The 15075-nt window shown below is 40.3% G+C and carries 13 protein-coding genes; 7 read left to right on the top strand and 6 right to left on the bottom strand.

Going from position 1 to position 15075, the window contains the following annotated elements:
- Nucleotides 1–139: 139 nt before the first annotated feature.
- A complete protein-coding gene (locus tag DESME_RS04835; protein ID WP_006714977.1) occupies nt 140–2794 on the bottom strand; it encodes a calcium-translocating P-type ATPase, PMCA-type in 2655 nt (884 codons plus the stop codon).
- Nucleotides 2795–2985: 191 nt separating this feature from the next.
- Here DESME_RS04835 and DESME_RS04840 point away from each other — a divergent pair, with 191 nt between their 5' ends.
- From DESME_RS04840 to ytvI, 5 genes are all read left to right on the top strand, one after another.
- Nucleotides 2986–3255, top strand: coding sequence for a DUF1905 domain-containing protein (locus tag DESME_RS04840; RefSeq protein WP_006714976.1), 270 nt, complete (start codon nt 2986–2988; stop codon nt 3253–3255).
- A gap of 99 nt (nt 3256–3354) precedes the next feature.
- Nucleotides 3355–4257: a DUF2156 domain-containing protein gene (locus tag DESME_RS04845; protein ID WP_006714975.1), complete on the top strand. Its 903-nt coding sequence runs from the start codon at nt 3355–3357 to the stop codon at nt 4255–4257.
- Nucleotides 4236–5141 (top strand): GNAT family N-acetyltransferase, encoded by a 906-nt coding sequence (locus DESME_RS04850; RefSeq protein ID WP_006714974.1) that lies wholly within the window; start codon nt 4236–4238, stop codon nt 5139–5141. Before DESME_RS04845 ends, DESME_RS04850 begins: the two co-directional genes overlap by 22 nt.
- Nucleotides 5142–5152: 11 nt before the next feature.
- Nucleotides 5153–6181, top strand: coding sequence for a 3-deoxy-7-phosphoheptulonate synthase (locus DESME_RS04855; RefSeq protein ID WP_006714973.1), 1029 nt, complete (start codon nt 5153–5155; stop codon nt 6179–6181).
- 161 nt (nt 6182–6342) lie between these two features.
- Nucleotides 6343–7407, top strand: a complete 1065-nt coding sequence (gene ytvI, locus DESME_RS04860; RefSeq protein WP_006714972.1) for a sporulation integral membrane protein YtvI — start codon at nt 6343–6345, stop codon at nt 7405–7407.
- A gap of 10 nt (nt 7408–7417) precedes the next feature.
- On the opposite strand, the gene DESME_RS04865 is transcribed toward ytvI, so the two are convergent.
- Together DESME_RS04865 and DESME_RS04870 are read right to left on the bottom strand one after the other, a co-directional pair.
- The gene (locus DESME_RS04865; RefSeq protein WP_006714971.1) at nt 7418–8293 is read right to left on the bottom strand and encodes a radical SAM protein; all 876 of its coding nucleotides are present in this window, start codon (nt 8291–8293) and stop codon (nt 7418–7420) included.
- A 27-nt stretch (nt 8294–8320) separates the two neighbouring features.
- On the bottom strand, nt 8321–9493 hold the full coding sequence (locus tag DESME_RS04870; protein ID WP_006714970.1) for a cation diffusion facilitator family transporter: 1173 nt from the start codon (nt 9491–9493) through the stop codon (nt 8321–8323).
- Nucleotides 9494–9638: 145 nt separating this feature from the next.
- On the opposite strand from DESME_RS04870, the gene DESME_RS04875 reads away from it, so the two are divergent.
- Nucleotides 9639–10721, top strand: a complete 1083-nt coding sequence (locus DESME_RS04875) for a GerMN domain-containing protein (RefSeq protein WP_006714969.1) — start codon at nt 9639–9641, stop codon at nt 10719–10721.
- Between the two features lie 46 nt (nt 10722–10767).
- On the opposite strand, the gene DESME_RS04880 is transcribed toward DESME_RS04875, so the two are convergent.
- Nucleotides 10768–11631: an MBL fold metallo-hydrolase gene (locus tag DESME_RS04880; RefSeq protein WP_006714968.1), complete on the bottom strand. Its 864-nt coding sequence runs from the start codon at nt 11629–11631 to the stop codon at nt 10768–10770.
- A gap of 211 nt (nt 11632–11842) precedes the next feature.
- Between DESME_RS04880 and DESME_RS04885 the strand changes: the two genes are divergently transcribed.
- Nucleotides 11843–12661: a DUF4405 domain-containing protein gene (locus DESME_RS04885; protein ID WP_006714967.1), complete on the top strand. Its 819-nt coding sequence runs from the start codon at nt 11843–11845 to the stop codon at nt 12659–12661.
- On the opposite strand, the gene DESME_RS04890 is transcribed toward DESME_RS04885, so the two are convergent.
- Together DESME_RS04890 and DESME_RS04895 are read right to left on the bottom strand one after the other, a co-directional pair.
- Nucleotides 12632–13429 carry an MBL fold metallo-hydrolase gene (locus DESME_RS04890; RefSeq protein ID WP_006714966.1) on the bottom strand — a complete coding sequence of 266 codons (798 nt, stop codon included), beginning with the start codon at nt 13427–13429 and terminating at the stop codon, nt 12632–12634. The genes DESME_RS04885 and DESME_RS04890 overlap by 30 nt on opposite strands.
- A 73-nt stretch (nt 13430–13502) precedes the next feature.
- Nucleotides 13503–14966: an ArsB/NhaD family transporter gene (locus DESME_RS04895; RefSeq protein WP_006714965.1), complete on the bottom strand. Its 1464-nt coding sequence runs from the start codon at nt 14964–14966 to the stop codon at nt 13503–13505.
- Nucleotides 14967–15075 lie beyond the last annotated feature (109 nt).

Here is a 15075-nt window from a genome sequence, read left to right on the forward strand (position 1 = left end):
CATTGAGGAATAAGTACATACTTTTTAATAAAAAAATTATATTTATTCCTCATAAATTGTTCGAATATTTAAAACTACAATAATTAAAAAGCTGTTGCACTTGAACATAAATTTTCCCGGGCAACAGCTTTTGCGCTAATTACAGCTGCTTTTTTCGTTTAAAGGATTTGAGAAGTTCATTGATGAGAAGGGGAACTAGAGCAAAGGCGATAACGATGAACCAATCTCGAGCGGAAAGCCATTGAAGTTTAAAGGCGTGAGATAGAAAAGGTACAGATATCATGCCTAGCTGGAGGGCCAAGCCTACGACGATAGCACCTATAAGATACTTATTAGAGAATAAGCCAATGGTGGAGATAGACTTGGAAGGATTACGTATGCTTAAGGAGTAGAAAAGTTGTGAAGCTGCAAGAACAACGAAGGACATTGTTCGAGCATAAGTTAAGACTCTTTCAGGGATATTTTTGGAATTTAAGTTATAACCATATTCGCTCAGTCCGAAGTAGAAGGCGAGCAGAGTTAGAATACCAATTAGCGTTCCGCCGATGATCGCTCGCTTTCCAGCACCCAGTGCAAAAAAGCTCTCTTTCGGGTTACGTGGTTTCATTTTCATCACATCTTTATCGCCGGGATCAACTCCTAAAGCAATAGCAGGGAGAGTATCTGTAATTAAGTTAATCCATAAAATTTGTGTAGGGAGGAGGGGAACTGGCCAAAAGAAAAGAACGGAGAGGAAGATCGCAATAATTTCTCCTAAATTACAGGAAAGTAAGAAAATTACGGACTTTTTAATGTTGCTATAGATATTTCTTCCTTCTCTTATCGCATGAACAATCGTGGTGAAATTATCATCTGTTAAAATCATATCGCTGGCACCTTTAGCAACATCCGTACCTGTAATCCCCATCGCGACTCCGATATCAGCACTTTTGAGCGAAGGAGCATCATTAACCCCATCACCGGTCATAGAGACAATGTTCCCCTGTGTCTTGAAGGCTTTAACGATCTTCACCTTGTGTTCAGGGGATACGCGCGCGAAGACTCGAAATTCATTGATTCTCTTGGCAAATTCTTCATCAGAAAACGTATCAATCTCAGCACCGGTTAAGGATTGCTCAAGAGATTCAGCAATCCCTAATTTTTTAGCTATCGCTACAGCTGTGTTTTTATGATCACCTGTAATCATGATTGGTGTAATTCCCGCATGTTTAGCTTCTTTAATGGAATCTTTTACTTCTAATCGTGGGGGGTCGATCATTCCCACGAGTCCGATGACCGTTAAATCCTGTTCCATTTCTTCAGGCTCGAGGATTCGATCCGTATCTTTGAAAGCTGCCCCTAGAACTCGTAATGCATCATCTGACATTTGTTCAGCAGTTTTTAAGTATTCGTGCTTCATCTCTTCAGTTAAGGGAACGAGTTCACCGTGGATTAAAGCATTTTTTGAAATTCTTAAGATATTATCAATCGCACCTTTAGTATGAACACGGTATCCCTTTTCTTCTTCATTGAGCGTTGACATGAGTTTACGATCCGAATCAAAGGGCTTTTCACCAACACGCTTATATTCAGAATCTAAAGAGCGTTTAGAGAGGCTATAGCGATCTCCAAGAACAACAAGAGCAATTTCCGTGGGATCGCCTGTTCCTTTACTATTTTCATAGGATGCATCCGAGCATAAAATAAATGTTTTCAGTAATTCTTGGGTGTCTTTATCAGCTACTAACTCAAGTCCTTGTGCGGGAATATCGAAGAGATTATTTAAAGTGTAATGTTTAACTACGGTCATCTTGTTTTGGGTCAGAGTTCCTGTTTTATCGGAACATATAATATTTACTGAACCTAAAGTTTCAACAGCTGGAAGTTTTTTTACAATGGCATTTATCTTTGACATTTTAGTTACACCGAGGGCTAAGACAATAGCGACGATCGCCGGAAGTCCTTCTGGAATTGCAGCTACGGCTAAACTAATTGCAGTTAAGAACATTTCGAACAAATTTCGCTTTTGAAAGAAACCAATGATAAACATTAAAACACAGATACCGATAGCGAGATATCCTAATATCCGACCAAGTTCATCCAGCCTTTTTTGCAGAGGAGTCATTTCTTCAGTATCTTCATCTAATATCTTGGCAATTTTACCGATTTCGGTTTCCATAGCTGTCGCAACGACAACCCCCTCACCTCTACCATAGGTTGCGAGAGTAGACATAAAGGCCATGTTGGACTTATCGCCCAAAGGTGTTTGGGGATCTGCATGTATAGCTTTTGCATCTTTTTCGGAGGGGACAGATTCTCCGGTTAAAGCGGATTCTTCAATTTGCAGATTTGCACTTCCAATGAGTCTCAGGTCTGCAGGGATGAAGCGGCCCGCATCAATGACAATGATATCTCCAGGGACGACTTCTGCGGAGCGGATTTCTCTCACTTTACCATCGCGGCGAACGAGGGAGCGTGGGGTCGTCATTTGCTGAAGCGCTTCAATCGCTTTTTCAGCCTTATATTCTTGAAAGACTCCAATCGCCGCGTTTAAAATGACAACGAACAGAATGATGATAGCATCAACATATTCTCCAATAATTAAGGTGATGACTGCCGCTCCAAGGAGGACATAGATAAGCATATCTTTGAATTGGGCGAAAAATAAAGAAATTAAGCTTTTCTTCGGCTTACCTTTCAGTTTGTTTTCACCATACTTTTGCAGCCTGGATTGAGCTTCTTGCGCAGTAAGTCCTAGGGCTGGGTCGACGTCAAGCTTTGTGAGAACGTCTTCTTGAGATTTTGCGAACCACATAATATTACACCTCTCTTATTTTGGTATTCTTTACAAACTTATATAAAAATATTTTTTTCGTTCTAACTAAAAATATGTTAAAAATAGGAAGCGTTTTTTTCTACTTTGTGGTAGCTCTTAGGTAAATATGCTATAATAAAATAATTTTAATTTATGTACTTCAGTATTTTTTGGAAAGAGGTCAATTTGACATGAGCAAGGTCTATGAATTTGAAGCGGAGATTAAGAAGGTACCCGATATTGACGGAGCCTATATCGAAATCCCCTTCGACGTTAAGGCAGAGTTTGGGAAAGGACGAGTACCCGTAACAGCTACTTTCGATGGCGAAGTATATGAGGGAAGTCTTGTTAAAATGAAAACGCCTTGCCATATCTTAGGTATTAGAAAAGATATTCGAGCAAAGATGGGTAAGCAGGCTGGAGATACAATCAAGGTTATTATTCAAGAAAGAGCGAAGTAGAAATAAGCGTATCCCCTTATATTAGTAATCTATATCCTAGTTGATGTGAAAATATATGAAATTTAATGAGATGAAATATAGGTTAGGTGAAAGAAGATCATGATTAACTTTAAAAAAGTAGAGCTCAAAGACAAAATGTGGATTGAACCGTTACTTGAGACAGCTGATTTGAAAGGTTGTCATCAAAATTTTACAAACATATTTGCCTGGTCAGAAATTTACAGGTATCAAGTGGCCCAGGTTAATGGTTACCTTGTGGTTAAGAGTGGTCATATCGTCAATGAACCGGCTTATTTCTGGCCAGCAGGTTCAGGGGATATCAAGGACGTTTTGGATGAGATGAAACAAGATGCGGTAGACCGTGATTATGAATTTATTTTAGCGGGAATCTCGCCTGAGAATGTGGAAGAGTTGCGACGCTTATATCCTGATAACGTTGAATATAAAGAAGCTCGCGACGCTTTTGATTATGTGTATTTGTTAGATAAGCTTATCTCTCTCTCGGGTAATAAGCTCCACTCGAAACGGAATCATATTAATCGGTTCAAGGAAAATAATAATTGGAGCTTTGAACCGATCACTATAGAGAATTTAGCTGAATGCTGGGAGATGAATAAAGCCTGGTGTAAGGCGAACAAATACGAAGAAGATGAACAGCTCGTAGAAGAATTGTGCGCCGTTCGTCAATGCTTTAATAATTTTATGACGTTGGGGCTAGAGGGTGGACTCCTGCGTTTGGATGGAAAAATTATTGCCTTTACGATGGGAGAAAAGCTAAACTCTGATACTTTTGTTACTCATATTGAAAAAGCCTTTGGTGAGATACAGGGCGCTTATCAGATGATCAACCGTGAGTTTGCGGTTCTGATCAAAGAAAAGCACCCTGAACTAATCTATATCAATCGTGAGGAAGATATGGGTTATGAAGGGTTGAGAAAGGCCAAGTTGTCTTATCACCCCGTCAAAATGGAGGAAAAGTTTTGGGCGAAGTATATCCAATGATTAACGTTAGGCTGGCCCAAAGTGGCGAGATTGTTCGACAAAAAGAAATATGGAAACGATGTTTCGGAGATGCGGATTCGTTTATCGACTTTTATTACGATAACCGATACAAGGCGGAGGATACGGTTGTGTTGCTTGACAAAGGTCAAATCGCAGCAATGCTGACTCAGATTCCGATCCGTGTTGTAACTCAAGATCAACGAAGCTTGAATTCAGCAATGTTTTATGCAATTGCCACTCATCCTGACGATCAGCACAGAGGTCTTGCCACTCAAATCATTGATTTCAGCAACCAATTTCTGGGGCAAACTCAGAAAGAACTTTCAGTGCTTGTCCCTGCAGGAAAGCCCCTTTTTGACTTCTATCGTAAATTGGGATATCAGGAAGGTTTCTATATTCGGGAATCTGTTCTTCAGGGCAACGAGCTTGATCCTTTTGCTCTTCACAAAATAAGCCCCTGCAGAATTTCGGCCATAACTCCCGAAAAGTATAATCAAAGGCGAGATCAACAACTTAAGGGTAAGCTCTATGTTGCCTATAATGATGAAGAAATTGCCTATCAGAAGAAGCTTTCACAAATGTCAGGAGCAGAAATCTACGCTCTCGACTGTGGAGAAGGACAAGGCTGTGTAGCTATCGAACGCGTGACGTACGATAAAGTACTCATCAAAGAGATATTAATTTCTGGAGAGCTTATTCCAAATGCACTTAAAGAAATTGCTTTACACATATCGGCCAAGGAGTATGTCGTGCGTACACCTACCTACTTAGGGGAGAATTTAGGAGGCTCCATTCATCCATTTGGAATGTTTAAGATGCAGCGAAAAAGTGACGTTGAGATTACGCCTGAAGCTTCCGGTTATCTAGGCTTGGCGTTTGATTAGGAGGAAGAAAGATGAGTATGAAATTTATTAAGAGAATACCGACGGCTGAAGAGGTTTTAGAGCATATTCCCATGCCGAGTCATATTCAGGAGATCAAAAAGAAACGAGATCAAGAAATTAGAAACGTTTTTGCGAATCAAGATGATCGTTTTCTCCTGATTGTTGGCCCATGTTCTGCAGACAATGAAGATTCGGTGTGTGAATATATCAGTAAGCTGGCAGAAGTTCAAGAAAAGGTTAAAAAAGAGCTCTTAATTATCCCGAGAATCTATACCAATAAACCACGCACGACAGGTGAAGGGTATAAGGGAATGATGCATCAGCCTGATCCTGAAAAAAAACCGGATTTATGTGAGGGAATCAAAGCTATTCGAAGATTGCACCTTAGAGCCTTATCTGAATCCTACATGCCGGCAGCTGACGAAATGCTCTACCCTGAAAATTACAGCTATCTTGCCGATGTTTTGGGATATATTGCAATTGGAGCGCGCTCTGTAGAAAATCAACAGCACCGACTTACGGTAAGTGGTGTAGATACACCAGTAGGAATGAAAAATCCAACAGGTGGGGATATATCCGTCATGTTGAACTCGATTTTTGCGGCGCAACATCCGCACTCTTATATCTATAATGGTTGGGAAGTAGAATCGACAGGTAATCCGTATACGCATGCTATTTTAAGAGGGGCAGTCGATCGGAACGGAAGAAATATTCCAAATTATCATTATGAAAATCTTACGTATCTGGCAAAAGAATATGAAAAACTAGAGCTTCATAATCCGGCTATTATTGTTGATGTCAATCATGCTAATTCAATGAAATGTTTTTATGAGCAACCTAGAATCACCAGGGAAGTCTTAATGAGCAGAAAGTATGATATAAACCTTCAGAAGATGGTTAAAGGTTTAATGATTGAGAGTTATCTTGTGGAAGGGAACCAAGGCATCGGTGAAAATATTTACGGGAAATCAATAACAGATGCCTGCCTGGGCTGGGAGGATACAGAAAAACTCATTTATTACATTGCGGAGAATAAGTAACTGACTCTAGAAACGACCTGCGAGAAAGAATCACTTGATCCTTCTTCATAGGTCGTTTCTATTTGATTATAAGCATAAGACGACATAGAATTTACAAACTGTCGAGAATAACCTAAAATTGGGGTGTAACGATTTATTGAAGACAGAGGAGAGTATTAAGCATGAAAGAATATATACAAAAGGTTGCGGTTACTCTATTGGTGATTTTGGCCTTTGTTTTCGTACCACTGTTTTTCTACTCCATATTTCCGCATTTTACACCTTTTATTATCGCTTTCCTTTTTGCTTTACTCTTAGAACCGTTTAATCTATGGATGGTGAAGAAATTAAAGATCAGTTGGCCGATTGCAGTAAATATCTCATATTTTCTTTTCTTTGGTGGGGTTATCCTCCTCACCTATTTCCTCTCGACCAAACTGATCCGAGAAGTCCTTGAGTTAATGAAATATATACAGAGAAATATCCCAGAGATTCAAACCTGGTTTTCTGATGTTTTTCAGCAGATTCATGAATTTACCCTTTTCCTTCCTCCTGAAATGGGGATGCAAATCGAACAGATCTATACAAACTTTATGCAGCAATTATCGAATTTGAATCTTCTTTCAAGTCTCGGTGCTTATACGTTTAACCTGACCGCTGCAATTCCTAATTTTTTCATTGTAATGATTATTTTCTTCATTTCGCTTTATATGATGAGCCTCGATCTAAAGAAGATTAAAAGTAAGTTCTTCTCATTTTTTAAGGATACCTCTAAGCCAAAAGTCGAAGTCGTTCTCTCAGACTTACGCAATGCTACAGTTGGTTTCTTACAGGCCCAGGTCATTTTAAGTACGATTACCTACCTGGTAAGCCTTAGCGGTTTACTTATCCTTGGTGTGCGTTATGCCATGGCCTTAGCACTCCTTATCGTGATTGTAGATATTTTACCGATTCTGGGTACAGGCTCTGTGCTCGTCCCTTGGGGATTGTTTTCAATGGCTTTAGGAGATATATTTCTCGGGGTAGGGTTGATTGTCTTATTCCTCTTAATTACGGTTTTGCGCCGCATTATCGAACCGAAGATTCTGGGAGTGAGAATTGGCTTAAATGCATTAACCACGCTGATTTGCATTTGGGTTGGATTCAAAGCAATGGGAATAGCTGGAGTTTTCCTATTCCCATTGCTTCTCATTCTCTACAAAGCATTAATCAAGGCCAAAGTGATTCAGTTTAGGGTAAAAATCTGAATGCATTAATTTATAGTCCGCGCCACGTTTCAGGTCTTAACAGTTCCTTGCGATGTTGTTCTATGACGTTAGTTAATTTCGAGAGTAAGGCATCTTTTTCTTCGGGGAGATGCGCTTTGAGCGTTAGGTAATTCGAAGCGTGATTACTTCGGTAAATACAATTATGGACTTCGAGATGCTCAATCATAAGCTTTAGTTCTTCGAGGATTTCCCAGGGATTAAGGAGCTTGAAGGTTCCTGCTACCATTTGTCGCCTGAGTGGAGCTTCAGGGTCAAGCATCAAGGTTAAGGTTCCAAAGTATTGAGGATCGATGGCACTCACGACTTTGGCTGTTTCAAGTGCATGCTCTTTTGTTAACGCTGTACCCCCAAGACCTGAGATGACTGTGCAAGATAAAAGAATACCACTAGCAACAATGCGTTGCCCTGCGTTGATCATCTCCTGAGGGGTCACGCCTTTTTTTATGTGCTGAAGAACCTCGGCGCTTCCGCTTTCGATACCTAAGTAGACGATGTGCAATCCATGTTGCTTGAGGAGGCTTAGTTCTTCGGGAGATTTTGCTAAGATATCCAAGGGTCCGCCATAAATGCCGACCCGTTTCAGATGTGGAAACCTTGCATAAATTTTCTTGAGAATATCCACTAAGAGTTCAGTCTCGAAGGTGAGAGCATCCCCGTCAGCAAGAAAGATCCGTTCGGCGAAGGGGTATAAAGAGGCTCCCTCCTCAATTATTACGTCTATTTCTTCGCGCTTCTTTTGACGGAAGGTTTTGCCTTTATACATGCTACAGAAGGTACATTGATTATGCTTGCAACCCACGGTGACCTGTAGAATGAGACTAGAGGATTCACTCGGCGGACGGTAAATTGAGCCTTCATAAAACATAAATTCTCGTACTCCTTTATCATTAAATTAGGTGTTGCTCGCTACAACCGAATCCACAACGATACTGACATGATTCTGCGCCGCCATGAGCCTTTTCGAAATGGTTTGGCTTATTCCTTTGTACTCAGATTCTTTGATATCTGAAGGGACGACAATACTAAAAATGATGTTAGTCTTATGTAAGCCTTCAGTAATTCGAATATGCTGTACGCAGAATTGGTCGTTTATTTTTCGAACTTCTTGATTGACAAAAACATTAACTTGTGAAAGCTTTTCAGTATTTGTTGAGAGTGGATCGATGTGAACGACCATATTAATACCCAGTTGATTGGAAATTTGATCTTCCAGATCATCAACGATGGAATGAGCTTCGATAGTACTAATCGTATCAGGAAATTCTGCATGGATGGACGCGAGGATTCTTCCTGGTCCATAATCGTGAACTTTTAGGTCATGAGTACCGACGATATATTGTCCGCTACTAACCCTAGTTTTGATATCCTGAACCAGAGCTGAATCGGGAGCAGAGCCGAGTAGTAAATTGATGGTGTCTTTTGCAATTTGTAAGCCTGTATATAAGATTAATACAGAAATAGCAAGACCGACAATTCCATCAATTGAAAAATTGAAATAATGGCTGATCAGGGTTGTTAAAAGGACCGCACTTGTAGCCAAAACGTCATTAAGACTATCGAAGGCTGTGGCATTTTGAATACTGGAATTTATTGTTTTGCCAATATATCTATTGTAGGAAAACATCCAGAGTTTAACCAAGATTGAAAATGCTAAAATGATGATCAAGGCTGAGTTAAATACGACTTTTTCCGGAGCGAGAATTTTACTAATAGAACTCTTAAACAACTGAAAGCCCACTGAAAAAATAAGGAAAGAGACAACGAGAGAGGAAATATATTCGAATCTTCCATGGCCAAAAGGATGCTCAGGGTCGGGGGGACGATTACTCATTTTCGCTCCGATGATTGAGATTAAGGATGAGCCTAAGTCAGAAAGGTTATTAAATGCATCAGAAATAACAGCGATACTATTACTCAGCATACCTATTGTTAATTTGAGAATAAAAAGCAAGAGGTTGCAGATGACGCCTAAGATCCCGCCTAATACGCCATAAGCTTCACGAACCTTTTTGTCTTGAATTGCTTCGTAATTATTTATAAATGTTTTGACGATTAGCTTAATCACAGCAATCCTCCGATTTTGATTTTTTTTTGTAAATCTGGCAAAAGGATGGTCTTAAGTATAATTAAATTTAGAATGAAGTAACAATGATGGTAGTATATACAATGACGAAATGAACATTATAGGTCTATTGAGAGGAGGTCGAAAAGTGAAAAAGCTTCCTTTATACGTAGGTATTCTTTTCTCGTTCTTTATTTTAAGCGGTTGTACCAATAAGAATTCGGTCTCTCAAGAGAACAAGAACAACTCAGCGCTTTATTCAGGGGTTCAACAACAAACGATTAATGACTATTTCAGCTATCCGAAAAATACCCGCTATATTTATACGGGTCAAGGCAATGAGTATGCCTCTTATACCGCCTATGTGGACTATATCAATGAAAACCGTGTACAACTTAGATCAAATAACGGGGGCACTGAAATGGTTAAAGTGTTAGAAAAAAAGGATGGAGAGCTGATTCAACTTCTTGCTCGGGGTGAAACATATTTTCGTGAGAATTTCACGCAAAATCTAAGCTTAAGTAGCGCTGAAAGTAAAAGCAAAGGCGAAATTCTCTTAAAAGAACCGATTGTAAAAGGGACGACGTGGACCCTGACGGACAATCGAAAACGCACAATATCCAATGTTGAGGTTGACGTCACCACTCCTACGGGTAACTACAAAGCCGTTGAAGTGATGACAGAAGACACCGGGGGGAAGACGCTTGACTATTATGCTCCAAATGTTGGATTAGTTAAAATGGTTTTTAATTCCAATGGATCAGAAGTTTCCTCAAGCTTAAGCCAAATCGAGAAAAATGTTCCTCTCATCCAAAACGTGAAGTTTTACTATCCTAATGGCAATGATGGAAAACTCTATTTTACGAATAAGAAGCTTTCCTTTAACACCAACGATATCACGAGACAGATCTTAGAGAAGGAATTTAAAAATCCACCCCAGGGGAATCTCGGTAAAGTCATGGGGGTTAATGCTAAAATCAATAGTCTTTATCTCAATCAAGACAATCGAGTATATATCGATTTAAGTCAAGCATTTGTGAGTGAAATGAATGCAGGCTCAGGGTATGAAAGCATGATTTTGCAAAGTGTAGTGAATACAGTTGGCGGTTACTACGGTGTAGACAAGGTCTATTTAACAGTCAATGGAAATCCCTATGTTTCAGGACATATCGAGATGAAAAGGGGAGAGGATTTCAACGTCAATTTGAGAAACAGTGTGGAACTGAAGTAATAAATGAGGCATCTGTGCAGAGCAGGTGCCTCATTTATTACTTCAGTTATGGTGAGTGGGTGTTTAGCACGGTTTTAATCATACTCCGCGTATTGATCCGAAAGGCATCGATTGGTTGCTCTGAGCGACTCTCTTCGTCGCGAAAGACCTCTTCATATTCTAATAAAATTTGTTCTTCATTATATCCTAATTCAGCATAGTGGAGGATGAAATAGCGACTCTTTTCTGCTGATTCGATACAATTTTGCCAATAGTTCATTATAGAGTGTGAATCGACGAGCCCGTAATGGGGAGAATAGATGAATTTAGGATGAAGGGCCTGACATTTTTTTATAGATTCAATTGCCTGGGAATAGCTGACTAAGAAACCGGGATAGATCTTCCCGGAGTGGCTCAATACTCCACACGATTCGCTGACAAAGAGAATTTCGTGATTGATTAAAAATGAGAGCGTACAACGGGTGTGCCCTGGTGTTTCGAGGACCTGAATAGTGGAATGACCTAAATCAAAACGATCTCCTTCGGAAATTACGTTGTCGATTTTCATGAGATCATTGTTGTAATCTTCAATTAATCCTTCCGAGTATACTTTAGCAGCCTGAAGACTCAATTCTCGGATGGCTTTAAGAGCATTGTGGCGTTTTAAAATACTTTGATCGTGTTCAGCACCATACACTTTGAGTTCAGGCCATTCCACTCTTAAGAAGGGAATAGCACCGATGTGATCATAATGCGAATGGCTAAGAAAGACACAATCTAAGGGACGGTTGGAAAGAATCTCTTTGATGTTGTGAATCAGATTCGAAGCAGAATAAGCCATGCCGCAATCCACTAATGCTGTTTTTTGATCACCCACGATTAAATAAGAATCGCCGCCTCTTCCACCTCTGACAGGATATATGTTGTTCATTTGAATTTTCACTTTCTACGTTCTATCTTAAATAATCATGTCTAGAATATATTGCAAATTTTATCATAGAGATACGAGAACTTCAATTAAATGAATAGAAGTTTCAACACATCACTTTTAAGCAAACTTTCAGTTTCCGCTCAGTCAGGATTAAGGTTGAACGATCATAATTACGTCAGAACAAAGTTCGGATTTGGAGGTTATCGGTCGGATGCTAAAGAATAAAAATATCGTTAAATTAATCCTGGATGGAGTTATTGCAGTAGCGTTTGCGTTACTCTTTAATGCAAAAGTCATGGGGGGACTTTTTTTTCATGAAAGTGTGGGTCTGGGAATCGGAGTTGGCTTTTTAGTACATATCTTGCTTAATGCTCAATGGATCAAAACCGTAACGCTAAGGCTTTTTGACCGGAAGCTGCCAGGTAAAGCACGCTTGGGTTATTTCCTGAACATATTGCTTTTTATAGCCATGATCGCAGTTATTGTAAGTGGATTCATGATTTCCAAGATCATTTTCCCTGGTTTCCGTGCAGTGGATCAACACGGGTTTAAAGCTCTCCATCTTGGTGTGTCTTATCTCACACTAATTATCGTAGGTGTGCACGTCGGACTTCATTGGCAATGGATTGCAGTGATGATGAAAAAAGTATTCAAGGTCCAATCTACGAGCTTGATGCGTGTCTTAGCTAGAGTCGCTTTGGCTTTGGTAATCTTTTTCGGAGGCTTCCAAATTCTTGATACTCAAGTCGCTCCCCAAATCTCTCAGTCGGGAACAACGATGACTTCGAACTCAAGGCAAATTCCGCCTGAAGGAATTGAGGGAAAATTTAAGGGTGAATTAGAGGGGAAAGAACTTGGCCGTGGAAAACTTGAGGCAGTACCAGGTGGAGAATTTGAAGAGAGAGACGATAAATTAAGTACATCAAGTTCTGCAGGAACTATCCTCAGATTCTCTGGAATCATCGGGTTCTTCGCTTTAATCACATATTTTGTTGAAAAGTTACAGACGAGAAAAATGGTTAGAATTTAAAAGATGAGAGCTTCCTAACTCTTCGAAAAATAGCGTTTCGATGAAATCGCTTTTGATCTTCTCAAAACTTTTATGAGTTGCCTTGACCCAGCCGAAACGATCGTGTTCTTTATTAGGCAAATGGATAATCGATATTTGCTGAGGGTGGATGTATTCCTTTATCACGATTCGTGCCGAAGGTAGGGCGATATAAGGGAAGGGAGCAATAAGGCAATTCAAATTCTCGGCTCTAAGGTTAAACTCACTAAAATTCTCGCGCACGGGGCTGGCATCTCCAACGTGCATAAGCTTTACGCCATCATATTCAATCAGGTAAGCAAAATTATGGACATCGTCATAGCCTTTACCCATGTGGAGCATCGAGAAAATCCGGATATCAATTCCCTTTAAGGTGAGCTTTTCCTCATGGTACAGCTCGGTGTTTAATTCGACTAGATTATTTTCATTGTCGGAAGCATACGCTTTGATTTTAGAAATCACTTCAGGGGTTGAGAAAATTATCGTTTGGGGATTGCTTTTTCGAAACTCATGGATACCGAGGGGATCGAAGTGATCAGGATGATGATGTGTGATCAGCATAAGATCCAGGTTATCAAAAGGGGGAATGCCCCCTTTTATTTTTTGCGCAATTTCAGGCGGGGGGTCCTTGTATAATGGCTGCCGAGAATGACACAAGCCGTCGATGAGTATTTTCTTATCTTTAAGCTGGATTAGAACGCCAGCATTGGAGACATAGGTTATCGTATTGACTTCCGTTCTGAGATCCATAGCTATTCCCCCTGGTTCACGTATATTTTAATCATAACATTAATTGCACCAGGAGGGAGGAGAGTTGTTTTTGCTATTGATAGATCCACTCGACCCAATAGGCCAAAAAAATGAGTGTAAATAAAAGAGATGGGGGGATAACTCGGAGCGTAACGCTGACATAATCCTTCCAGAGAAGTTTAATGTTGTGCTGTTTTAGAATGTTCAACCACATTAACGAAGCAAGAGTCCCAATTGGCAAGATTAAGGATCCCATGTCACTGCCAATTACACTGGCGAGATAAGCAATCTTCAGCGTGTAAGGATCGAGTTGCATGCTTGTTAAGGTTAGTGTTCCTATTAATAAAGCCGGATGATTGTTGAAAAATATCGACATTAGCGAGATGAGTGATCCCATGGCTAAACTGGCTTTGAAGAAGTCCCCATAAACTAACGGGTGGAAGACGTTTACTAACCAATGGGTTAAGCCGATGTTGTTTAAACCATAGATGATAACGTACATCCCGAAAGCAAAAACGAAGATGTGCCAGGGAGTCTTTTTCAATAAATCGGCTGGGGAGATTTTGAAAAATAACCATCGCCAACTGAGCAGGAGTAAGGAACCCATAACAGCAACCCACGAAATGGGGATTCCCAAATATGAACCTACAAAAAGGCTGATCCTCACAAAAAAGACAAAGAGAAGAATATTCCGCATAAAGGCGTTGCGGTCTTTTAGGTGAGGAGGTTGAAGCGTAGGGTGAGGTTGAGGGAGCAGGTGAGGAGGGACAGGATGATCTCCCGGAGTAGTATCATGGGGAGGATGTGGATGCGGAGGATGAGTTTGAAAAGGAAGGCGCCGCACCTTATGAAGAGGAGGTCCATTCAAGTACGTCTCGAAGAGTCCTGCTTTTAGCGTAGGTAATTTACGCGGTAATTGATGGTAAAAAAGAAGAAACAAAAGGGATAATAGAACGAGTAAGCCGAGGATCGCTGGGATAAACATCATTAAAGTATACATATACAATGTTGTTTCGACGATTTTTAAGGAGATCAAGTTAACAATATTGCTGACGCCGATGGGTGCGCTGGAGGCTGTGGCGATCAATGCCCCTGAGATGAGATAGGGAATTTTTTCGCTATTTTTAAAATGGAGTTTATCGAGAAGGATGAGCAGGATGGGGGTAGTAATCAAGATACTCCCGTCATTATTAAAGAAAAGCGTCATTAGAAAGCAAATTAAATTCACGTACCAGAAAAGACGGATTCCTGAACCGTTTGATCTAGCGGCTAAACCTTCAGCTGCCCAATAAAAGAATCCAAAGCTTTCTAAGACATTGGCCATCACGATCGTTGCAATGATTGTGATGGCAGCACTGCTGATTGTGGCGCCGATCGTGCCTAAATCTTCGAAGGATACACTTCCGCTAAGAACGATTAAGAAAGCTCCAACGGTAGCAGGTATTGCTTCGTTTAACCCCCGCGGTCGCCAGATCACTAAAATCATGGTGAGCAAGAATGCCATGATCGTAAGAAAGGTCATGACTAATTCTGGCATGTCTTTTCCTCCAAATAATAATTATTATGAGGTTCTGATCCTTGTTTCCGCTGTCGTTCTCGTAGCATTTCTATCAAGATCAACTTGGGTGTTATCGCTCATTTGTTCA

The organism is Desulfitobacterium metallireducens DSM 15288 (assembly GCF_000231405.2).
GTDB lineage: Bacteria > Bacillota > Desulfitobacteriia > Desulfitobacteriales > Desulfitobacteriaceae > Desulfitobacterium_A > Desulfitobacterium_A metallireducens.